The sequence below is a fragment of the Pseudorhodoferax soli genome, assembly GCF_003337555.1.
GTDB classification, from domain to species: Bacteria; Pseudomonadota; Gammaproteobacteria; order Burkholderiales; family Burkholderiaceae_C; genus Pseudorhodoferax; species Pseudorhodoferax soli.
Genome location: NZ_QPJK01000012.1, coordinates 118,429 through 140,442 on the forward strand (window position 1 = coordinate 118,429; position 22,014 = coordinate 140,442).

The 22,014-nt window shown below is 71.2% G+C and carries 20 protein-coding genes; 13 read left to right on the forward strand and 7 right to left on the reverse strand.

Annotation, left to right across the window (positions count from 1 at the left end; translation table 11 throughout):
* Window positions 1-32 precede the first annotated feature (32 nt).
* The 6 genes from DES41_RS32430 to DES41_RS32455 all read left to right on the forward strand — a co-directional run bounded on the left by DES41_RS32430 (window position 33) and on the right by DES41_RS32455 (window position 9,062).
* Window positions 33-2,168 (forward strand): glycoside hydrolase family 2 protein, encoded by a 2,136-nt coding sequence (locus DES41_RS32430; RefSeq protein WP_114471760.1) that lies wholly within the window; start codon window positions 33-35, stop codon window positions 2,166-2,168.
* Window positions 2,165-2,797 (forward strand): malectin domain-containing carbohydrate-binding protein, encoded by a 633-nt coding sequence (locus tag DES41_RS32435; RefSeq protein ID WP_147283020.1) that lies wholly within the window; start codon window positions 2,165-2,167, stop codon window positions 2,795-2,797. Before DES41_RS32430 ends, DES41_RS32435 begins: the two co-directional genes overlap by 4 nt.
* Before the next feature lie 80 nt (window positions 2,798-2,877).
* Window positions 2,878-3,825 carry an ATP-binding cassette domain-containing protein gene (locus tag DES41_RS32440; RefSeq protein WP_114471762.1) on the forward strand — a complete coding sequence of 316 codons (948 nt, stop codon included), beginning with the start codon at window positions 2,878-2,880 and terminating at the stop codon, window positions 3,823-3,825.
* Between the two features lie 103 nt (window positions 3,826-3,928).
* Window positions 3,929-4,729 (forward strand): ABC transporter permease, encoded by an 801-nt coding sequence (locus tag DES41_RS32445; protein ID WP_114471763.1) that lies wholly within the window; start codon window positions 3,929-3,931, stop codon window positions 4,727-4,729.
* A gap of 173 nt (window positions 4,730-4,902) precedes the next feature.
* On the forward strand, window positions 4,903-6,726 hold the full coding sequence (locus tag DES41_RS32450; protein WP_114471764.1) for a serine protease: 1,824 nt from the start codon (window positions 4,903-4,905) through the stop codon (window positions 6,724-6,726).
* Window positions 6,726-9,062: a serine protease gene (locus DES41_RS32455; RefSeq protein ID WP_114471765.1), complete on the forward strand. Its 2,337-nt coding sequence runs from the start codon at window positions 6,726-6,728 to the stop codon at window positions 9,060-9,062. The genes DES41_RS32450 and DES41_RS32455 overlap by 1 nt, the downstream gene beginning before the upstream one ends.
* A 6-nt stretch (window positions 9,063-9,068) precedes the next feature.
* On the opposite strand, the gene DES41_RS32460 is transcribed toward DES41_RS32455, so the two are convergent.
* Window positions 9,069-9,275, reverse strand: a complete 207-nt coding sequence (locus DES41_RS32460) for a heavy-metal-associated domain-containing protein (RefSeq protein ID WP_114471766.1) — start codon at window positions 9,273-9,275, stop codon at window positions 9,069-9,071.
* Between the two features lie 147 nt (window positions 9,276-9,422).
* Between DES41_RS32460 and DES41_RS32465 the strand changes: the two genes are divergently transcribed.
* Entirely contained in the window at window positions 9,423-11,864 is a 2,442-nt protein-coding gene (locus DES41_RS32465; RefSeq protein WP_114471767.1) for a heavy metal translocating P-type ATPase, read from the forward strand.
* Window positions 11,864-12,262: a Cu(I)-responsive transcriptional regulator gene (cueR, locus tag DES41_RS32470; protein ID WP_114471874.1), complete on the forward strand. Its 399-nt coding sequence runs from the start codon at window positions 11,864-11,866 to the stop codon at window positions 12,260-12,262. The genes DES41_RS32465 and cueR overlap by 1 nt, the downstream gene beginning before the upstream one ends.
* Before the next feature lie 6 nt (window positions 12,263-12,268).
* Here the strand turns inward: cueR and DES41_RS32475 are convergent, their stop codons facing one another.
* The gene (locus DES41_RS32475; RefSeq protein WP_114471768.1) at window positions 12,269-13,282 is read right to left on the reverse strand and encodes a GMC oxidoreductase; all 1,014 of its coding nucleotides are present in this window, start codon (window positions 13,280-13,282) and stop codon (window positions 12,269-12,271) included.
* A gap of 94 nt (window positions 13,283-13,376) precedes the next feature.
* Here DES41_RS32475 and DES41_RS32480 point away from each other — a divergent pair, with 94 nt between their 5' ends.
* Window positions 13,377-14,231, forward strand: coding sequence for a 3-hydroxybutyryl-CoA dehydrogenase (locus tag DES41_RS32480; RefSeq protein WP_114471769.1), 855 nt, complete (start codon window positions 13,377-13,379; stop codon window positions 14,229-14,231).
* Window positions 14,232-14,271: 40 nt separating this feature from the next.
* Window positions 14,272-15,081, forward strand: a complete 810-nt coding sequence (locus DES41_RS32485; protein ID WP_114471770.1) for a crotonase/enoyl-CoA hydratase family protein — start codon at window positions 14,272-14,274, stop codon at window positions 15,079-15,081.
* Between the two features lie 12 nt (window positions 15,082-15,093).
* Here DES41_RS32485 and DES41_RS32490 read toward each other — a convergent pair whose 3' ends face one another.
* Window positions 15,094-15,648 (reverse strand): histidine phosphatase family protein, encoded by a 555-nt coding sequence (locus DES41_RS32490; protein WP_114471771.1) that lies wholly within the window; start codon window positions 15,646-15,648, stop codon window positions 15,094-15,096.
* A gap of 118 nt (window positions 15,649-15,766) precedes the next feature.
* On the opposite strand from DES41_RS32490, the gene DES41_RS32495 reads away from it, so the two are divergent.
* Complete coding sequence (locus DES41_RS32495; protein WP_114471772.1) at window positions 15,767-16,591, forward strand: isocitrate lyase/PEP mutase family protein; 825 nt, start codon at window positions 15,767-15,769, stop codon at window positions 16,589-16,591.
* Here DES41_RS32495 and DES41_RS32500 read toward each other — a convergent pair.
* Entirely contained in the window at window positions 16,588-16,962 is a 375-nt protein-coding gene (locus tag DES41_RS32500; RefSeq protein WP_114471773.1) for a lysozyme inhibitor LprI family protein, read from the reverse strand. The genes DES41_RS32495 and DES41_RS32500 overlap by 4 nt on opposite strands.
* A gap of 94 nt (window positions 16,963-17,056) precedes the next feature.
* Between DES41_RS32500 and DES41_RS32505 the strand changes: the two genes are divergently transcribed.
* The gene (locus DES41_RS32505) at window positions 17,057-17,845 is read left to right on the forward strand and encodes a transporter substrate-binding domain-containing protein (RefSeq protein WP_114471774.1); all 789 of its coding nucleotides are present in this window, start codon (window positions 17,057-17,059) and stop codon (window positions 17,843-17,845) included.
* The gene (locus DES41_RS32510; protein ID WP_114471775.1) at window positions 17,833-18,411 is read left to right on the forward strand and encodes a flavin reductase family protein; all 579 of its coding nucleotides are present in this window, start codon (window positions 17,833-17,835) and stop codon (window positions 18,409-18,411) included. Before DES41_RS32505 ends, DES41_RS32510 begins: the two co-directional genes overlap by 13 nt.
* Before the next feature lies 1 nt (window position 18,412).
* Here DES41_RS32510 and DES41_RS39435 read toward each other — a convergent pair whose 3' ends face one another.
* From DES41_RS39435 to DES41_RS32525, 3 genes are read right to left on the reverse strand one after another with little or no spacing between them, the layout of a single operon-like run.
* Window positions 18,413-19,390, reverse strand: coding sequence for a response regulator (locus DES41_RS39435; RefSeq protein WP_114471776.1), 978 nt, complete (start codon window positions 19,388-19,390; stop codon window positions 18,413-18,415).
* Complete coding sequence (locus DES41_RS32520; RefSeq protein WP_245965970.1) at window positions 19,387-20,553, reverse strand: hybrid sensor histidine kinase/response regulator; 1,167 nt, start codon at window positions 20,551-20,553, stop codon at window positions 19,387-19,389. Before DES41_RS32520 ends, DES41_RS39435 begins: the two co-directional genes overlap by 4 nt.
* Window positions 20,554-20,567: 14 nt before the next feature.
* Entirely contained in the window at window positions 20,568-22,010 is a 1,443-nt protein-coding gene (locus DES41_RS32525) for a sensor histidine kinase (protein WP_114471777.1), read from the reverse strand.
* Window positions 22,011-22,014 lie beyond the last annotated feature (4 nt).

Consider the following 22,014-nt stretch of genomic DNA (forward strand, 5'->3'; position numbering starts at 1 on the left):
CCAGCTTCCAAGACAACGAGAGGAGACTCCCCATGCACCAGCACGCGCTGCACCCCATCGCCAAAGCCATCCTCGTTGCATCGCTCACCGCCGCACTCGCCGTCGGCTGCGGCGGCGGCGGAGACGACCCGGCCGCACCGACCGCACCAATCGCCACCGTTGACCAGGTCCGCACCGTGACCGACCTGACCAGGAACTGGCGCTTCGTGCTCGACGACAGCCTGACCGACGACCAGGCCCTGGGCGCCAACACGTCCAACTGGTCGTCCGTCAACCTGCCGCACACGTGGAACGCCGGCGATGCGGCCACCACGGCCCAATCCACGCCGTCCACACCGGAGTACCTGCGCAGCGTGGGCTGGTACCAGTTGGACTTCGATGCCGGTCCGCAGACCAGCGGCACCCGGTGGCTGCAGTTCGATGCGGCCAGCATCACTGCCGACGTCTGGCTCAACGGCGTCAAGCTGGGCCAGCACCGCGGCGCGTTCACGGCCTTCCGCTTCGATGTCACCAAACTGCTGAAGCCCGGACGCAACGTGCTCGTCGTCAAGACCGACAACCGGCGCGCCACGCGCGACGGCGAAGCCAATGCCATCGCCCCGCTGAGCGGCGACTTCAACATGTCCGGCGGCCTGTACCGTGGCGTCTCGCTGGTCTCCACGCCGAACAAGGCCCACATTGCGCTGGGCGACCTCGGCGGGCCAGGGATCTACGCGCGGACCGCGTCCGTCTCCGGCACCAGCGCCGTGGTGAACGTGGCGACAAAGCTGGAGAACGCCCTCGCGGCGGCGGGCAGCTACACGGTGACGGCCTCGCTGCTCGATGCGGAAGGCAAGACGGTCAAGCGGTCGGTCTCCAGCGCCGTGGCGCTGCGGCCTGGCGAGAACATCACGGTGAGCCAGGATCTCGACCTCGCCGATGTGCGCCTGTGGCAAGGCCTGGCGGACCCCTACCTGCACAAGCTGGTCATCGAGCTGAGGGACGGGGCCGGCACCTCCATCGACAAGGTGGTGCGCGACTTCGGCGTGCGCGAGATGCGCTTCGACCCGAACAGCGGCTTCTTCCTGAACGGCCGCAGCGTGCCGTTGCACGGCGTGAACATGCACCAGGACATGCTGGGCAAGGCCTGGGCAACGTCGCACGAGGACATCGACCGCTCGTTCGAGCTCATCAAGGAGGTGGGCGCCAACACGCTGCGCATGGCCCACTACCCGCATTCGGACTACGCGGTGGCCCAGGCCGACAAGCTCGGCTTGGTGGTGATGGCCGAACTGCCGTACGTGAATTCCTCCGCCGTCGGCGGCCGCACGGTGGACCCGGAGACCACCGGCTTCGCCGAGAACGCGCGCGAGCAACTGCGTGAACTCATCCGGCAGAAGTACAACAACGCGTCCGTGGGCATCTGGTCGGTCGGCAACGAGGTGCAGGGCGGCGACGACGCGCAGAACAACGTGCGGGCCATGTTCAAGAGCCTGCACGACACGGCCAAGGCCGAAGACCCGGGCCGCATCACCACGCTGGCCAACCAGATCAACCGCAGCGGCGATGTGGTCCGCCCGGACGCCATCACGCTCACGGGAGTGACCGACAGCTTCAGCGTCAACCGCTACTTCCAGTGGTACTACGGCCAGTCGGAAACGCAGCTCGGCGACAACCTCGACCAGATCCACGCCGCCAGCCCCGCGCAGCCGATCGGGGTGACCGAATACGGCGCCGGCAGCGGCCTCAGCCACCACACCGACAACGTGCGCGGCGGACGCGTGTGCTCCAGCGACACCAGCGGCGCCACACGCATCTGCTACCAGCCCGAGGGCTATGCCAACTACGTGCACGAGAAGGCGTACGCGCAGATGGTGCAGCGCCCCTATCTGATGGGCACCTGGATCTGGAACATGTTCGACTTCGGCTCGGGCAACCGGCACGAAGGCGACATCGGCCAGACCAACACCAAGGGCATCGTGACCTTCGGCCGTGACGTGAAGAAGGACGTCTTTTTCTTCTACAAGGCCAACTGGTCGCAGGCGCCGGTCACCTACATCGCCGAGCGCCGCCACACCGATCGCGTCTACAAGACCGCCCAGGTCAAGGTCTACAGCAACGCCGCCTCGGTCGCGCTGCGTGTCAACGGCGTCGAGGTCGCGCGCAAGGCGGCCGCGGAGTGCCCGTGAAGGTCTGCAACTTCGGCGAGGTCGCGCTCGGTGCCGGCGTCAACACCATCACGGCGGTCGGCACGCACGGCAGCGAGACGGTGACGGACTTCGTCAACTGGAACCTGCCGGAGAAGAACGCGACCAACGTCTACATCGCGGCCGGCCAGCTGACCAGCGGCCTGGTGTCGAACGACCCGCTGCTGGGCAGCAACGTCTACGGCTCGGACAACTACTTCCTGAACGGCGACCTGCCGCCGCTGTCGGGCCGCAGCAACGTGGGCCTCTCGGCCGCCATCGCGATCGCCGGCCTGGGCACCACGACCATTCCCGAGAAGGGCCGCGTCTGGGACATGTGGCGCGAAGGAACCGACTTCAGCTACGAGATCCCGGTGGCGAACGGAACCTACAAGGTGACCCTCGGCTTCCTGGAGCCCACCGTCACCGCTGCGGGCGCGCGGGTGTTCAACGTCAACGCCGAGGGTGGCGTGGCGATTGCCAACATGGACATCTACCAGGCCACGGGCGCCATCCGCAGCGCGACGGCGCGCAGCTTCACCACCACGGTGGCCGACGGAAAGCTGACGCTGAACTTCGCCGGCGTGCAGGGCCGGGCCATCGTCTCCAACATCGCGGTGGAACGGCAGTAGCCAGGCAGGCGCGCGCCGGGCCCGCCCCGGCGTGCGCCCTCCGGTGGTGCGGCGCATGGCCGCTCGCCGACAATGGCCGGATGACCTCCCCCCTGTTCGAGGCCCAGGCGCTGACCAAGCGCTATGGAGACAACACCGTGGTCGACGACCTGTCGTTCGCCATCGCGCCAGGCGAATGCCTGGGCGTGATCGGCCCCAACGGCGCCGGCAAGACCACCACCATCCGCATGTGCCTGGGCCAGACCGCGCCCGATGCCGGCAGCATCCGCTACCACGGCGCCGGCCGGCCGCTGGCCATGCCGGCCGATGCGCTGGCCATCAAGGCCGAGCTCGGCGTGGTCGCGCAGTTCGACACGCTGGACCCGGACTTCGACTGCAGCGAGAACCTGATCGTCTATGGCCGCTACTTCGGCATGCGCCGTGAGCACATCGCCGCGCGCGTGCCCCAACTGCTGGAGTTCGCCGCGCTGACCAGCAAGGCGCACGCCAAGCCCGTCGAGCTGTCGGGCGGCATGCGGCGCCGGCTCAGCCTGGCGCGTGCGCTCGTCAACGACCCGCGTCTCTTGCTGCTGGACGAACCCACCACCGGCCTCGACCCACAGGCGCGCCACCTGATGTGGGAACGCCTGCAGATGCTGCTGCAGCAGGGCAAGTCCATCCTGCTGACCACGCACTTCATGGACGAAGCCGAACGCCTGTGCTCGCGCCTGCTGGTGCTGGACCACGGCAAGAAGATCGCCGAAGGCGCGCCGCGCGCGCTGATCGCCGAGCACCTGGAACCCGACGTGGTGGAGGTCTACGGCAACGGTGCACTGGCGCTGGCAAAGGCCGAGGAGCATGCGCCGCTGCGCGCGCTGGCGCGCCGCGTGGAGGTGAGCGGCGAGACCGTGTTCTTCTACACGCGCGAGGCCAGGCCGCTGCTCGATGCGCTGGGCGGCCATGGCCAGTTGCGCACCTTGCACCGGCCGGCCAATCTGGAGGACCTGTTCCTCAAACTCACGGGGCGGCAGATCCGCGACGACGCGTGAGCGCGCAGGCGAGGGGCCCCGCTTGCGGGGATCGACCCAGCGAACGCGTCAAGGTCGCTGACCACATGACCATCACACAAGAACAACTGTACGGAGGCGACGCATGAGCACCCAAAGCATCTGGCGCAGGCCACAGATCTCCGGCCGCTGGTGGCCCGTGTTCCTGCGCAACCTGCTGGTCTGGCGCAAGCTGGCCATCCCGAGCCTGGTGGGCAACATCGCCGAGCCGCTGATGTGGCTGGTGGCCTTCGGCTACGGCATGGGCGCGCTGGTCGGGCAGATCGACATCGGCGGCGAGAAGGTGCCCTACATCCTGTTCCTGGCGTCCGGCTCGATCTGCATGAGCGCGATGAACGCGGCCTCGTTCGAGGCGCTGTACTCGGCGTTCTCGCGCATGCATGTGCAAAAGACCTGGGAGGGCATCATGAACGCGCCCGTGAACCTGGACAACCTGGTGCTGGCCGAGCTGCTCTGGGCCGCCTTCAAGTCGATCTTCACCGTCACGGCGATCCTGTGCGTGATGCTGGCGCTGGGCATCAGCCACAGCCCCAAGCTGCTCGTGGCCCTGCCCGTGCTGCTCGTCGCCGGCATCATGTTCAGCGCCATCGCGCTGATCTTCAACGCGCTGGCCAAGGGCTACGACTTCTTCACCTACTACTTCACGCTGGTGCTCACGCCCATGATGTTCCTGTCGGGCGTGTTCTTCCCGCGCGAGCAGCTGCCCGAGGCGGTGCGCATCGTCTCCGACTGGCTGCCGCTGACCAACGCCGTGGAACTCGTGCGGCCGCTGTTCATGGACCGCTGGCCTGCACATGCGCTGCGCCATGGCCTGGTGGTCGTGGTCTATGCGGTGGTGGCGTTCTGGGTGGCATTGGCGCTCACGCGCAGGCGCTTCAAGGCCTGAGAGCGGGGCCGGCTGCGCAGGACCTCATCGCGCGCAGCGCGAGGCTGGTGCCAGCGCGGTGGCCGCCGCCCGGCCCTGACCGGCACACGGCACCGCGCCACGCAGGCGCGCGCATCCACAAGATGCACGAAAAACACGGCCTGGCGGGCGTGCCGCTTCCATAGCATGCATGCATGCGACACCAAGATCACCAACACGCCGCATGGCATGGCCTCGCAGGCCTGCTGCTGCTGGGCCTGGCGCAGCAGGCCTGCGCCCTCACCGCACAACAGGTCCACGCACGCTCAGCCGCCTCCGTCGTCGCGCTGGACATCCTCGACGCCGACGGCCAGCGCATCGTCGAACGCAGCGCCACCCGCATCGGCGAAGGCCGCTTCGTCACGGCCTGCGAGAACCTGCACAGCGGCGCCGCGCTGCAGTTGCGCGCCGGCACGGATGCGGTGCCGGCACAACTGGGCGCACGCGACCGTGAACGCAACCTGTGCGAACTGCTGGCACCGCACGCGGGGCCGCCACTGCCGCTGCAGCCGGACCTGCCGGAGGCCGGCCAGCGCGTCTTCGCCATCTCCAATGCGCTGGGCCTGGGCGTGGGCATTTCCGAAGGCGTGGTCGCCGGCGTACGCCAGGACACCGGCGGCCCCCTGATCCAGTTCACCGCGCCGATCTCGCCGGGTTCGGAAGGCGGCGCGCTGCTGGACGAGCAGGGGCGGCTCATCGCCATCCTGGACTACCGCCGGCGCGATGGCCAGAACGTCAATTTCGGCGCGCCCGCCGCCTGGCTCGCCGAACTCGCAGCGCGCGCGGCGGCCGATGCCGCCCAGTTGGCGCGGCTGGACGCAGGCCATGCGCTGGCAGGCGCGGCGCAATGGCCCGCCCTGGCGACGCACGCGGCGCAGTGGCTCGCGGTGCAGCCCGGGCAGGCCGACGCCTTGCGCTTCGCGGCCGAGGCCGCGCGCGCACAGCAGCAGCCCGCCGAAGAATTGAACGCCTGGCGTGCGCTGCGGCGTGTGCAGCCGCATGACGCCGAGGCCGGGCTGGACCTGGTCCAGGCGCTGCTGCAACAGCAGCAACTCGCCGAGGCCACCGCGCTGGCACGCCAGCTCGTGGCGGAACATGCGGGAGAGGCGCGCGCCCACTGGCTGCTGGCGCGCGCGCTGCACGCCGATGGCGCGCTCGATGCTGCGGAGTCGTCCTACCGCCGCGCGCTCGCGGCCAACCCGTGGCTGGTGGCGGCCTACAACGGCCTGGCGGCGCTGGCGCAGGCACGCAACGACCACGGCACGGCCGTGGCGATCTTCGCCCGCCTGTCGGGCCTGTACCCGGAGGAGGCCTGGCCGCGCCAGCAGCTGATCGGTGCGCTGCTGCGGGCGCAGGACGTTGCACGGGCCCACGCCGAGCTGCAGAACCTGCCGCCAGCCCATGTCGACAGCGCCAGCAGCTGGTACCTGCGCGGCCTCGTGGCCTCGCGCATGGGCCGCCCCGAGGCCGCCGTGCAGGCGCTGCGCACGAGCCTGGCCCGCGACGCGCAGCAGGACAGCGCCTGGATCCAGGCCGAGCTGGGCGCCGCCCTCACGGCGCTGGAGCGCTACCCCGAGGCCATCTCCGCGCTGCGCGAGGCCGTGCGCAGCGAGCCGGCCAGCACGCGCTGGCGCGTGCTGCTGGGCGACACACTGCGCGCCGGCGGCCTGGCCCCGCAGGCGCTGGCCATCGCGCAGCAGCTCGTCGCCGAGCAGGCCACCAGCGCCGCGCACTGGGGCCTGCTGGCCCGCACGCTGGTCACGCTGGACCGCGATGCCGAGGCCCTGCCTGCCCTCGAACGCGCGCTGCAGATCGACGCCAGCGATGCCGCGCTGTGGGCGTCGCTGGTGCACGTGCAGCAGAACCTGGGCCAGCACAGGCTGGCCGCCGAGGCCCTGCGCCGCCTGCGCGAACTCGAGCCAGCACGCGCCGAGCTGGTCTACCGCACCCTGGTGCTGCCCTACGGGGAGAACCGCTGATGCCGCGCCCGCAGATGCCCTGGGCGCCTGGCCGCGCGCTGGCGCTGGCCTTGCTCGCGGTGCCGCTGGCGCAGGCACAGGCACAGGACGATGGCGGCGCCGCCCGCGATGCGCAGCAGGTGTTCGCCCGCGTCAGTCCCTCGGTGGTGACGGTGCAGGCGCTCGACGCGCATGGGCAGGCCGACGGCCAGGGCAGCGGCGTGGTCGTCGCGCCCGGCCTGGTCGCGACCAACTGCCACGTGGTGCGCAGCGCGGCCACACTGGAGCTGACCGGCACCGCCGGCAAGCAGGCTGCGCAGTGGACGCACCAGCTCGCCGGCCTGGACCTGTGCCTGCTGGCCGCGCCGGGGCTGTCGGCGCCGCCGGTGGTGCTGCGGCCCAGCCAGGAGCTGGCGGTCGGTGAGCCGGTCTACGCGGTCGGCAACCCGCTGGGCTTCGGGCTGGCCGTCAGCAGCGGCCTGCTGTCCAGCCGGCAGGCGGGCCAACCCCACGCGCGCCTGGCGGCCACCGCACCGGTGTCGCCGGGCTCCAGCGGCGGCGGGCTGTTCGACCGCCAGGCGCGGCTGCTGGGCCTGACCACGGCCATCCTGGGCACCGGCCAGAGCCTGAACCTCGTGCTGCCGGCCGAAGCCGTGGCGGCCCTGCTGGCGCAGGCCGAACCGCGTGCGCCGGCCCAGGCCTTACCGCCGGCCGAGCCACGCTGGGCCGCGGTGGCGGTCGGGCTCTACGACCGCCAGGACTGGGCCGGCCTGCAAGCCCATGCACAGGCCTGGCTGCAGGCGCAGCCCCGGTCGGCGCCGGCGCTGGTCTACCTGGCGCGGGCGGCCGGCCAGCAGCAGGACCACGCACAGGCCGAGGCCCTGGCGCGGCGCGCCCTGGCGCTGGACGGAGACCTCGCCAGTGCCTGGTCGGAACTGGCGCAGGCGCTGATCGCCACCGGCCGCAGCGCCGAGGGCGAACGGGCCTTGCAGCAAGCGGCGCTGCGCCAGCCGGGCGAGGCCGATCCGCACATCGTTCGCTCGTTCCTGCGCAAGAGCCAAGGCCAGCCCGAGGCGGCGCGCGAGGAGATGCGCACGGCCGTGCGCAAGCGGCCATTCAGCCCACGCCTGTGGACCGAGCTCGGCCGCCAGGAAGCAGCGCTGGGCCAGGCCGACGCGGCCCAGCAGGCCTTTGCCGCGGCCGTGCGCCTGGGCGGCGCGCCGCCGGTGGCCGGCGCTGCACCTTCGGCCACGCTGGACATCGCCCGACAGACCGAGGCCCTGGAGGCACTCGGCTGGATCGCGTTGCGCCAGCAGCGCTACGTGCAGGCCGAGGAAGCCTTCCGCAAGGGCCTGGCCCTGGACGGCGAGCATGCCGGCTTGTGGAACGGCATCGGCGGCGTCATGCAGGGCACGCTGCGCTGGGCCGAGGCCGAGCAGGCGTTCACGCGCTCGCTGGCCAGGGAGGGGAACGACGCGCTCGTGCTGGCCAACCGCGGCGAGGTCTTGCGCGTGCAACGCCGGTTCGAACCCGCCATGGCCGACGCCCAGGCCGCCCTGCGCCTGAAGCCGGACGAACCGGTGGCGCAGCGCCTGCTGGCCGTGCTGCTGCTGGACATGCGCCGCTTCGCCGACGCTGCCGCGGCCTACGCCCGGCTGGCGGCACTGCAGGCGCCGAACGACGACGACCTCGTGAACTGGGCCGAATCGCTGGTCAACATCGGCCAGGCGCAGGATGCACTGGCCAAGCTGAAGCAGGCCGATGCCGGCCAGCCGGGTCGCCTGCGCTTCAACCTGGTGATGGGCCGCACGCTGGGCGCGCAGAACGACGTGGCCGGCGCCCTGGCCTACCTGGAACGCGCGCTGGCCGACAACCCCAGCGCCTCGGTGGTCTGGAGTTCCAAGGGCTACGCGCTGATGCGGCTCGACCGGCTGACCGAGGCCATCGCCGCGCTGGAGACGGCCGTGCGCCTGGACCCGACGCTGTCCAACGGCTGGATCAACCTGGGCCACGCGCAAATGCGTGCGCGCAACCTCGGCCGCGCGATCGAGGCACTCGAGAAGGCCGTGGTGCTGGCTCCCGAGGCCATGGACGGGCGCTTCTACCTGGCCCAGAGCTACCTGCAGGCGCGCCTGCCGGCCAAGGCGCGCGAGCATGCGCAAGCCGTGGTCGTGCGGCAACCGGCGCTGCCGCCGGTGCTGGCGCTGATGGCCCTCAGCTACCTCGCGGAGAACAACGCGGCCGAGGCCGGCACCTGGCACCGCAGGCTGCACGCGGCCGCGCCCGAGATCGCAGGCAAGGTCCGCCTGCAGGCCATCGGCGCGGGCATGGCTGCCGCGCAGCAATGGCCTCAGTGAACCTGCTCAGCCGGTGACGGGCTGCGGCGTGAAGCCCGCCGCGGCAATGGCCTGCTGCACGGCCGCCGCATCGGCCTGCGCCGGCTGCACCTGCACACGGTGCCGCGCGAGGTCGACCTCCACCCTGGCCTGCGGGTCGGTGGCCTGCACGGCCTTGGTGATGCTGGCCACGCAGTGGCCGCAGCTCATGTCCTGTACGTCGAATGTCAGCATGGATGCTCCTTGAAAATGATGGGACCGAGTGTCATCCTTTCCACCATGGCAAGGTCAAGGCCGTGACCGGCATGCCCCTGATGCCGAGATGGAATCGCCGCTGGGGTTGCTTGACCTTCCCATCATGGCAAGCCGGACAATGCTGCCATGGCTTCCATCACCACCACTGATTCCACGCTGCGCCTGCAGATCGAGGGCATGAGCTGCGCTTCCTGCGTGGGCCGTGTCGAGAAGGCGCTGCGCGCCGTGCCGGGCGTGGCGCAGGCCGAGGTCAACCTCGCGACCGAGCAGGCCACGGTACACGCTGGCGCCGATGCGCAGCCGCTCATGGCCCTCGTGGAGGCCGTGGGCCAGGCCGGCTACGGCGTGGCCACTGCCGAACACCGCCTGCAGATCGAGGGCATGACCTGCGCCTCCTGCGTGGGCCGCGTGGAGAAGGCGCTGCGCCGCGTGCCCGGCGTGATCGAGGCGTCCGTCAACCTGGCCAGCGAGCAGGCCACGGTGCAGGCCCTGTCCACCGTGGCGCCGCAGGCCCTGCTCGCGGCCACCGCTGCGGCCGGTTATCCGGCCCGTGCGCTGGGCGATGCGCGTGCCGCAGCCGAGCCGGCCGGTGCGCCCTGGTGGCCCGTGGCCGTGGCGGCGGCGCTCACGCTGCCCATGCTGGCACCCATGCTCGGCCAGCCCTTCGGCTGGCACTGGATGCCGCCGGGCTGGGTGCAGCTGCTGCTGGCCACGCCGGTGCAGTTCTGGCTCGGCGCGCGCTTCTACCGGGCCGGCTGGGCCGCCCTGCGTGCCCGCAGCGGCAACATGGACCTGCTGGTCGCCCTGGGCACCTCGGCGGCCTTCGGCCTGTCGCTGTACCTGCTCTGGCAGTCCGCCGGCCATGCCGGGCATGGGAGCGCGCCGCACCTGTACTTCGAAGCGTCGGCCGCCGTCATCACGCTGGTGCTGCTGGGCAAGTGGCTGGAGCAGCGCGCCAAGCGCCAGACGCTGGACGCGATCCGCGCGCTCAACGCCTTGCGGCCGACCCAGGCGCGTGTGCGCCGGGACGGCGTGGAGCAGGACATCGCCGTCGAGCAGCTGGTGGTGGGCGACCTGGTGCTGGTGCGGCCAGGCGACCGCATCGCCGTCGACGGCGAGATCGTGCTGGGCCAGACCCATGTGGACGAATCGCTGCTGACCGGCGAGAGCCTGCCCGTGGCCAAGGGCCCGGGCGAGCGCGTGACAGGCGGCGCCATCAACGCCGAAGGCGCGCTGGAAGTGCGCACGCTGGCCGTGGGCGCGGAGACCCAGCTGTCGCGCATCATCCGCATGGTCGAGTCGGCCCAGGCTGCCAAGGCGCCGATCCAGCGCCTCGTGGACCGCGTGAGCGCCGTGTTCGTGCCCGTGGTGCTGGTCATCGCGCTGGCCACCCTGGTCGGCTGGGTGCTGGTCAGCGGCGACTGGGAACAGGCCCTCGTCAACGCCGTGGCCGTGCTCGTGATCGCCTGCCCTTGTGCGCTGGGCCTGGCCACGCCCACGGCCATCATGGCCGGCACGGGCGTGGCGGCGCGCCATGGCATCCTGATCAAGGACGCGCAGGCGCTGGAGACGGCGCACGCCGTCACGCTCGTGGCCTTCGACAAGACCGGCACGCTGACCGAGGGCAAGCCCGCGTTGGCTGCCGTGCGGCCCGCCGCCGGCCTGGCGCTCGAGGCCGTGCTGCGCCAGGCTGCGGCCTTGCAGGCCAGCAGCAGCCACCCGCTGGCACTGGCAGTGCGCGAACGCGCCCAGGGCCTGGACGTGCCGGCCGTGCAGGACGCGCGCGCCCTGCCCGGCCGCGGCGTGCAGGGCACGGTAGAGGGCCGGCTGCTGGCGCTGGGCAGCACGCGGCTGCTGCGCGAACGCGGGCTCGATGCAGGCGCGCTGGCCGCCGAGGCAGAGCAGTTGGAGCAGGCCGGCCGCACCGTCTCCTGGCTGCTCGACACCGACCGCGTGCTGGGCCTGCTGGCCTTCGGCGACACCATCAAGCCCTCGGCGGCAGCGGCCATCGCACGGCTGCGCGCACTGGGCATCCAGACGCTGATGCTGACCGGCGACAACCGCGGCGCGGCCGAGGCCGTGGGCCAGGCACTGGGCATCACGCGCGTGCAGGCCGAGATGCTGCCCGAGCAGAAGGCCGAGGTGGTGCAGCGCGAGCGCGACGCCGGCCAGGTCGTGGCCTTCGTCGGCGACGGGCTCAACGACGGGCCCGCGCTGGCGGCGGCCTCCTGCGGCTTCGCCATGGCCGGCGGCGCCGACGTGGCGACCGAGACGGCCGACATCACGCTCATGCGTGGCGACCTGCGCCTGGTGGCCGATGCGCTGGACCTGTCGCGCCGCACCAGCGCCAAGATCCGCCAGAACCTCTGGTGGGCCTTCGGCTACAACGCGCTGGGCATTCCGCTGGCGGCGCTGGGGCTGCTGAACCCGGTGATCGCCGGCGGCGCGATGGCGCTGTCCAGCGTCAGCGTGGTCGGCAATGCGCTGCTGCTGCGCCGCTGGCGCAGCGTCGAACAACGCCAGGACACGCCGCCTGCGGCCGCCCTGGTCCACCGGAGTGCGCCATGATGAACATTGGCGAGGCCGCGAAGGCCACGGGTGTGTCGGCCAAGATGATCCGCCACTACGAAAGCGTGGGCCTGTTCCCCGAAGCCGCGCGCAGCGAGAGCGGCTACCGGCTCTATGGCGACAAGGAGATCGGCACGCTGCGCTTCATCCGCCAGTCGCGCGACCTGGGCTTCTCGCTCGAACAGATCCGCGAACTGCTGGGCCTGTGGTGGGACCGCAAGCGCCCGAGCCGCCACGTCAAGGCGCTGGCCCAGGCCCACTTGGCGGAACTCGATGCCAAGCTCGCGGAGTTGCAGGCCATGAAGTCCACGCTGCAGCACCTCGTGCAGTGCTGCCATGGCGACGACCGGCCGGACTGTCCCATCATCGATTCGCTGGCCGCCGGTCGAAAGGCCTGACGCCGCTCAGCCGGACAGCAGCCGCTGCGCCAATGGCCCGACGAGCGCGGCCACGGCCTGGCCGTCGGCCGGCAGCTGCGTGAGCACCGAAGCGTCGGCGACGTACAAACCCGCGATGCCCTGCACGGCCAGCTGCGCGTCGACCACGGCCAGCGGGCCGTCGCCCTGGCGGCAGCCGCCGGCCACGCCGGGCCCCGGCTCGGCGCGTTCGCGCAGCAGCCGCTCCAGCGCCAGGTCGGACAGCGGGCCCGCCCACGGGCGTGCTGCGCGCAAGCCTTGCGCACCGAGCCCCTCCAGCGCCAGGCGCGCCTGATGCAGGAGGGCCTCGAGGTCGTCGCGCTCGCTGAGCAGGTCCGGGTCGAGCCGGGGCGGCTGGTAGGGGTCCTTGCCCTCCAGGCGCAGCCGGCCACGGCTGGCGGGCTGTTCCAGCGCGAGGTGCACGGACGCGGCCGGGCGGTGCAAGGCCAGCGCCGCGCGCCGCAGTGGCACCGCCACATGCACGGGCACCTGCAAGCCCTGCCCCACGCCAGGCAGGTCGTGCCGCGTGGCCACGTTGCCGGCCACCAGCTCGGCGTGCGGCCCGATGCCGGAGCGCATCAGCAGCAGCGGCGATGGCAGCGCGCCGGCGCACAGCACGATGGCGCGGCTGGCCTGCAGCTGCTGCACGAGGCCGGCACGGTGGAACTCCACACCCGTGGCGCGCCGGCCCTGCAGCAGCACACGCACGGCCAGCGCGTCGGTCAAGACCGTGAGCGTGCCGGGTGCGGGCGGCGGCTCGGCGGCGCCGCCCCAGGCGGCCGCACCGCCCAGGCCCTTGCCGGCCACCAGCGCGACGGCGCGGCCATTGAGGCCCGGCTGCGCCACCGTGGGCCAGCGCCAGGCCGGGCGCGGCCGGCGCCGCGACCAGAGCGGGCCGGCCTCGATGAGCGCGACCTGCGCGGCCGCGTCCGCGTCCGCGGCCAGCCGCAATGCCAGGCCGTAGCCGGTGGCGCCACCCCCCACAACCACGAAATCGAACATTTATGATGCTGCGACACAGCAGGCCCGGCCTGCCTTCCACGCGGCCACGATACCGCAGCCTGCCACCTTCCATCCCCATCCCAGGAGTTCCCCAATGAGCACCCCCATCCGCACCGTCGGCATCATCGGCGCCGGCACCATGGGCAACGGCATCGCCCAGGCCTGCGCCACCAGCGGCGTCGACGTCGTCATGGTCGACATCTCGGACGCGGCCGTCGCCAAGGGCCTGGCCACCGTGGCCGGCAGCCTGGACCGGCTGATCAAGAAGGACAAGATCACTGCGGCCGACAAGGATGCCGCGCTCGCGCGCATCAAGACCAGCACCGACTACGCCGACCTGGCGGCCGCGCAACTGGTGATCGAGGCCGCGACCGAAAACTACGAGCTCAAGCTCAAGATCTTGAAGCAGGCCGAAGCCGTGCTGCCGCCCGAGACGCTGATCGCGTCGAACACCTCGTCGATCAGCATCACCAAGATGGCGGCCGCCACCGGCCGGCCCGAGAAGTTCATCGGCATGCACTTCTTCAACCCCGTGCCGATGATGGCGCTGGTGGAGATCATCCGCGGCCTGCAGACCAGCGACGAGACCCACGCTGCCGTGCACGCGCTCGCGCTGGCGCTGGGCAAGTCGCCCATCACGGTGAAGAACGCACCGGGCTTCGTCGTCAACCGCATCCTGGTGCCGATGATCAACGAGGCCTTCTTCGTGCTGGCCGAGGGCCTGGCCACGGCCGAGGACATCGACGCCGGCATGAAGCTGGGCTGCAACCAGCCCATCGGCCCGCTGGCGCTGGCCGACATGATCGGCCTGGACGTGTGCCTGGCCGTCATGAACGTCTACCTGGAGGAGTACGGCGACAGCAAGTACCGCCCCTGCCCGCTGCTCAAGGAGATGGTGGCCGCCGGCCGCCTGGGCCGCAAGACGGGTCGCGGGGTGTACACGTACTGAGCCCGTCGCGCCCCAGAATGGGGGACCAAGGAGGACCCCCATGACGGAGACAAGCACCCCGGCCGAAGGCCGCATCGTGACCGAGCAGCGTGGCCACATCCTGCTGATCGGCATCGACCGGCCGGCCAAGCGCAACGGCTTCACGCCCGCCATGCAGCACCAGCTGGCCGAGGCCTACACGCGGCTGGACGACGACCCGGCCCTGCGCGTGGGCGTGCTGCATGCGCTGGGCGCGCACTTCACCGCGGGGCTCGACCTGCCCAGCTTCGCGCCGCTGATGCAGCGCGGCGAGAAGGCCATCCCCGACGGCCTGGTCGATCCGGTGGACCTGGGCATGCCGCAGTACCGCCGACGCACCAAGCCCATGGTGGTGGCGGTGCAGGGCATCACCTACACGCTGGGCATCGAACTGATGCTGGCGGCCGACATCGTGGTGGCGGCGGACGACTGCCGCTTCTCGCAGCTGGAGGTGCAGCGCGGCATCATGGCCACGGGCGGCGCCACGCTGCGCATGGCCGAGCGCGCCGGCAGCGGCAACGCGCTGCTGCACCTGCTGACGGCCGACGTGTTCGACGCGGCCGAGGCGCTGCGGCTGAACTTCGTGCAGAAGGTGGTGCCGGCCGGCCAGCAACTGACCGAGGCCTTGCGCATTGCCGACGCCATCGCGGCGCAGGCACCGCTGGCGGTGGTGGCCACGCGGCTGTCGGTGCGCAAGACCGTGGAGGAAGGCGTGGCCGCGGCGGTCGGCGAGTTCATCACGGTGCAGAAGGGCCTGGCCAACAGCGAGGATGCGGCGGAAGGTGTGCGCGCCTTCGTGGAGCGGCGCACGGCGCGGTTCAGCGGCAGGTAGCCACCGCCACCTTCAGGGCGGCAGCCGCCCCACGACCTCCAGCGCGCCCCCAGGCGCGGCGCGCACCACGATGCCCTCGCCCGACGCCGGGAAGACCCCTGTCAGTGCCGTGATGTTGACCTGGTGCGTGACCACCACCAGCACGCCGGGCCCGCGCCAGGCTGCCAGCACGGCGCGCGCAGCCGCGGTCTGGCGCGCGGACTGGGCCGCGTCCTCGTTGAAGAAGGAGTTGAAGACCGGCGCCGGCTGCACACGGCCCGGGAAAGCCAGTTCGGCCGTGTCCAGGGTGCGGCACCACTGGCTGCTCAGCACCTGGCCCACGGTAACGCCGCGGGCACGAAAGCGCGCGCCGAGTTCCTGCGCCTGCGCACGGCCGCGCTCGCCGAGATTGCGCTGCGTGCCGCAGTCGCCGAGGCGGAACTGCGGCGGATCGCCTGTGCCCGGTGCGTCGGCATGGCGGAACAGCACGGCGGCGTCCGGGCCCAGCGCGGGCCAGGGCTGCGCCAGCGCCGGCAGGGCCGCAATGGCAAGTGCGGCACCGGCCGCGGTGAGATGTCGTCGTCGCATGGCAGCCCTTCCCAAAAGCCGGACCGTGGCGGCCCAGGTTCTGCGACCATAGCCGCGCCACACGCGCCGACCCGCAAAGCCCCTGGCGGCGCCGGCCCACATCCCAGGAGACCGCCACATGCCCCGCAGCACCGCCGAGAAACGCGCCGCCTTCCATGCCCTGCACCGTGCGGGCTGCTTCGTGCTTCCCAACCCCTGGGACCGCGGCAGCGCACGCTATCTCGAAAGCCTGGGATTCCAGGCCCTGGCGTCCACCAGTTCAGGGCACGCCTGGTCGCACGCAGAAGCCGACGGCGCGATGCCGCGCGATGCCGTGCTGGCCCACCTGCGCGAGATCGTGGCCGCCACCGAACTGCCCGTGAACGCCGACTTCGAGGACGGCTACGGCGACACGCCCGAGGACGTGGCCGAGAGCGTGCGCCTGGCCGTCGCGACCGGCGTGGCCGGCCTGTCGATCGAGGACGGCACGGGCAGCGCGGCCGATCCGCAGTACCCGCTGGACGTGGCCGTGGCGCGCCTGGCTGCGGCGCGCGCCACCATCGATGCGGCCGGCGGCGACACACTGCTGGTCGGCCGTGCCGAGAACTTCATCGTCGGCCGGCCCGACCTGGACGACACGCTGGCCCGGCTGCGCGCCTATGCCGCCGCTGGCGCCGACTGCCTGTACGCGCCCGGCATCCGCACGCGCGAGCAGATCGCGGCCGTGGTGGCCGCCGTCGCGCCCAAGCCGGTCAACCTGCTCGTGGGCGGCACCTTCGAGATGACCATGGCCGAGATCGCAGCGCTGGGTGTGCGCCGCGTCAGCGTGGGCGGCGGCCTGGCGCGCGCAGCCTGGGGTGGCTTCATGCGCGCCGCCAAGGACCTGGCCCAGCACGGCCGCTTCGACGGCTTCGCGGGCGCGGCCACGGGCGCGGAGCTGAACGGGCTGTTCAGCGCCCGTTAGAACTTGCTCGGCTGGCAGCCAGCGCTGCGGCATTCGCGCGCGCGCTCCTGCAGGAACTCCAGGCGCTTGCGCGTGGTCCGCGTGGCGCAGGACAGGTTCACATAGAAGCCGGAATCGATGCGCCTGGAGCAGGCGGCATTGCGCTCCTCGATCCAGGCCAGCTGGGTTTCCTTGAGCTTTGCGCGCCCGTCCGCCTGCAGGCGCGGCGCGAGGTCCTTGTAGGCCTGGTTGAGTTCGGCATCGGTCTCGATGTAGACCTTGTTCAGGCAGTACAGCCCGTCGAAGTCGTCGCGCGGCTTGTCGCAATTCTGCTGGGCAAGCGCCGGCAGCGCGGCGAGCACGAAGGAGGTGGCAAGAAGCAGTGTCTTCATGGGCGTGGTGGGTGGAGGAAAGCAGGGCCCGAGTCTCGCATCGCGCCGGGCCCGGAGCCGGTACGATGCGCCGCTCGATCCACCAGGAACAGACATGATGCAACGCAAGCCCCTGATGCAGGCCCTCTTCGGGGCCGCCGTGCTGGCCGCTTCCGCCTTTCTGGCCACGGCCCAGGCCGGCCCGCGGCTGGACAAGATCGTGGAGAGCAAGACGCTGCGCGTGGGCACGCCGGGCGACTACCGGCCGTTCGCGATCAAGACCGACACCGGCTACAGCGGCCACGACATCGACCTCATCGAGGCCATGGCCAAGGAGCTGGGTGCCAAGGTCGAGTACGTGCCGACCAGCTGGCCCAACCTCATGAAGGACATCCAGGCCGACAGGTTCGACGTGGCCGTGGGCGGCATCACGCGCAACGTGACGCGGCTGCGCCAGGTCGACATGCTGCCGGGCTATGCGCCCTTCGGCAAGGTGGCGCTGGTGCGCGCGGCCGACAAGGACAGGTTCCGCACGCGCGAGAGCCTGAACCAGGCCGGCGTGCGCGTGATCAAGAACCCGGGCGGCACCAACGAGGCCTATGTGCTGCAGAACCTCACGGCCGCCCAGGTCAGCACGCACGACAAGAACGCCGAGATCCCCGCCCTGATCGCCGAAGGCAAGGGCGACGTGATGATCACCGAGACCTACGAGGCGCTGCACTACGCACGCACCGATCCGCGGCTGTACGCGGCCTTCATCGACGCACCGCTGACGCCCGTCAACACCCTGGGCTTCATGGCGCCGACCGACGACGCCGACTACCTGCGCGTGCTGCGCTTCGCCTGGGAGCTCGTGGACAGCCGCGGTGCGGTGCGCGAGGCCGCCGCGAAATGGCTCAAATGAAGCCGGTCGCCCTGCACCACGCGAGCCGGTTGATCAACCACGGGCCCACGGTGCTCGTGACCAGCGCGCATGGCGGGCGCCGCAACGTGATGGCGGCGGCCTGGTCCATGCCCGTGGAGTTCACGCCGCCGCGCATCGCGGTGGTGATCGACAAGAGCACCTTCACGCGCGAACTGGTCATGGCCAGCGGTGCGTTCGCGCTGTGCATTCCGGGCGCCCTGCTGGCGGACCTGGCGTATGCCGTGGGCAGCACCAGCGGGCGCGAGGCCGACAAGTTCGCACGCCACGGCATCGTGGCGGCCAGCGGCCCGGTGCTGGGCATGCCGGTGCTCGAAGAGGGCTGCGTCGGCTGGCTGGAATGCCGGCTGATCCCCGAACGCCACACCGAGACGGCCTACGACACCTGCTTCGGTGAGGTGATGGCTGCGGCCGCCGATCCGCGTGTGTTCGCGGACGGGCATTGGTCGTTTCGCGACGACAACGCCGACCTGCAGACCTTGCACCACCTGGGTGCCGGCCTCTTCGCGCGCGCCGCGGGCACGGTGCAGGCGCGCGCGCCAGCCTGAGTCAGCGGGCCTGCCCGATGCGCTCGATGGCCGCGGCCATCCAGTCGCGCCGCAGTCTCTCGGGCGGCGGCAACGCACCCGGCACCACCAGCCAGCGGCCTTCGCCGTGGGGCTGCAGCGTGGCGCTGCCCTCGGTCCACAGCAGCCAGGCCAGCCAGGCCGTGCCGGCGGCGGTGACGGGCGCCGCCGTGGTCGCCTCCAGCGGCCAGACCAGCGCCGCACGGTCGCGCACGATCAGCTTGCCTTCGTGGATCTCCGAGGCGCCGGCCAGCGCTTCGTCGAGCACCGCCAGCGGCGGGCGCGCGCTGCCCTGGTCGGCGAACCAGCGGCCCCAGGCGGCCAGTTCGGTGCCGATGGCGATGCTGCGCGCTGTCTCGGCCTGCATCAGGTCGGCGTGGTCGGTGCTGTGCCAGTCGATCGCGGGCGAGCGGCAACCCAGCACGCTTGCGGACTGCAGGAAGGCCTCGACGCGCGGCGCATGGTCGGGCCGCACGAAGCCGGCGCAGGCCACCACCAGCTGGGTCACGCGCTCGGCCAGCAACTGCTGCTGTTGGACCATCAGCTTTTCGCGCAGCAGCATGTCGCGTTCGCTGCGCAGCGCGGCCAGTTCCAGCGCGTTCTTGAGGTCGGCGCGCAGGCTCTCCAGGTCCCAGGGCTTGGTGATGTAGCGGTAGATGTGGCCGGAGTTGATGGCCTCGATGGCCTCGCCGAGTTCGGAGTAGGCCGTGGTCAGCATGCGCACGATGTTGGGGTGGTTGTCGTGCGCGTGGCGCAGCAGCTCGTTGCCGTAGGCGCCGGGCATGCGCTGGTCGGACACCAGCACGGCGATCTCGTCGGCATGCTCGGCCAGCATGGCCTTGCCGGCCTCGACCGAGGAGGCCGTGAGGACCGGGGCCAGGGGAGAGACGAGGCGCTCGAAGTACTTCAGCGCCATGACTTCGTCGTCCACGTACAGGATTTTCTGGGGTTGCTTGCTCATGTTCTGGCGTCCTCGGTGCTCGGGAAGGTCAGGGTGACGGTGCAGCCCTGTCCGGGTTCGGAGTGGATGGCGATGCCGCCGCCGGCGGCCTGGACGACGCGCCGGCAGAACACCAGGCCCATGCCATTGCCACCACTGGCGGCGCGCGTGGTCAGCGGCTCCAGTGTCAGCCGCGCGAGGATGTCGGGTGCGATGCCGCAGCCGTTGTCGATGAAGCGGATCCAGGCGCTGCGCGACGGCTCCGCCTGCGGCGTCCGGCCGAACTCGATGCGCAGCTGCGGCCTGGCGACGCCGCGCAAGGCGAGCAGCGCGTTCTTGGTGAGCGTGCACAGCACCAGGTACAGCAGGTCGCGGCGGCCGGGCAGGCGGAAATCCTGCCGCGGCTCCAGCGCCACGCAGTCGCGCTCCTCGCCCTCGAAGGGGTACTCGGCCAGCAGCGCGCGGGTCAGCGCGCCAGCGTACAGGGGCGGTTCCACAGCGCCAGGCAAGGCGTCGCGCGCGGACTGCACGAAGCTGGCCACCAGCGACTGGCAGTACAGCGCGCGCCGCTCGGCCGAATCGATCGCGGCGATCACCTCGCCCGCGCGGTGCTCGTTGAAGACCGCCCGGCCTTCGCCCGACGCCTGGGCCGCGTAGCGGTCGCGCAGCGCCGCCATGTAGCCGCGCACGGTGCCCAGCGGGGTGTTGAGCTCGTGCGCGAGGAAACCCAGCGTCTCGCGCATGGCCAGGACGCGGCTCTCGTGCAGCGCGCTTTCGCGCGTGCGGTGGCGGTGCCAGGCCAGCGCATCGCGCAGCGCCTGGCGTGCAGCCGCTTCCTCCAGCGGCTTCTGCAGGATGCGGAACACGCGGCCTTCGTTGACGGCGGCGATCGCCAAATCGGTGTCGGCATAGGCCGTGCACAGCAGCGGCACCAGGTGCCGGTGCTGGCGCTGCAGCTCCTGCAGCAGCTCCAGGCCGGTGCGCTGCGGCATGCGGTAGTCGGTGACGACCACGGCGATGCGGTGGCCGCTGCGGCCCAGCAGCTGCAGTGCCTCGTCGACGCTGGCCACGGTCTCGATGCGGAACTCGTTGGCGTAGGTGCGGCTGAACCACTTGCGCGCGAGCGCCTCGTCGTCGACCACGAGGACGGTGTCGGCTTCCGGTTCCATGGGCGCGGCGTGCATGGCGGGGCTGTGCCTCAGGCCGGGACTGCGCCGGCCGGCGCGCCCAGGGCCGCGGGTGGCGGGATGGCGGTGGATGGAGCGCCCGGGTCAGCCGCAGCATCGGCGGTGGCCAGGGCCAGGTCGAAGCGGAACTCGGTCCACGCGCCCTCTTCGCTGGCCACCGTGAGGTGCCCACCGTGGCGCTGCACGATGGCATAGCAGACGGCCAGGCCCAGGCCCAGGCCCTGCCCCACCTCGCGCGTGGTGAAGAAGGGCTCGAACACGCGCTCCAGGTTCTCCCTCGCGATGCCGGTGCCGTTGTCGCGCACGTGCACGAACAGCCGCGCTCCCTGGCGCTCGGCCCGGACCACGATCTGCGGCTCCAGGCCCGCACGGCGTTGTGCGGCCTTGTGCAGTGCCAGCGCCGCATTGCCGAGCAGGTTCACGAGCACGCCGATGACGGCAGGCTCGTCACCACGCACATGGGTGTCCAGCGGCAGATCGGTCTCGATGTCCACGCCCTTCAATTCGAAGCCGGTGAGCCGTAGCGCCGAGCGCAGCGCTTTCTCGAACAGGAAGATGCGTTCGCTGTCGCCGCCGGGCTTCTGGTAGGCGAAGGTCTTGAGGTCGCTCACGATGCTCTGCACGCGCAGCATGCCGTCCTTGGCGTCGGTCAGACTTTCCTTGAGCTCGGCGCTGGCGGCCACGGCCGGGTCCATCAGCGCCATGTTGAGCGCCATCATGCTGTAGTTGACGGGGTTGTTGACCTCGTGCAGCAGCCCGGCCGACAGCGTGCCCAGGGCGGCCATCTTCTCCTGTTGCATCATCATGCCCTTGATCTGGGCCAGGGCATGGTTGGTGCTTTGCAGCGTGGCGTTCTTCTCCGCCACCTCGCGCTTCAGCGCGAACAGCTTGAGCCTGGCGCGTTCGTTGAAGACCGTGCACACCGACGAGGCCGTCGCCGAAAACAGCAAGAAGATGGTGTTGCCTATAAGCGCCCCCCCTGGCACAGGAGCATGCAGATGCAGCAAGCCCGCCAGGAAATAGGCGACGCAGGTGAATGCGCCCAGGCCGACCGACTGCATCAAACCGATCGGCATGACAATGCCGGATGCGTACAGGGCCAGGCTCAGCCCGAAGACGTAGGGCGACAAGGCCCCGTCGGTCCGGTAGATCATCCAGACGATCATGATCTGCGGCAACAGCAGCCATGCCACCGTGATGGCGCGCACATACTTGTCGGCGAAGCGCGAGTACAGCAACGCCAGCAGCAAGCCGAGCACGATGGTGGTCACGCCGCGCGCCACGCCCAGGGGCAGCACGGATCCCGGATAGAACGCCATGTCCAGGCCCACGCCACCGGGCACCAACACGCACGCCACGATGCAGCCGGCGCGGCTGTAGGCCAGGCGGAACTCGGACAGTTCTGTCTCGTAGTCGACCTTCAGCGCGGTCGTCAGCTGTGGCGCGGCGTCCATCGCA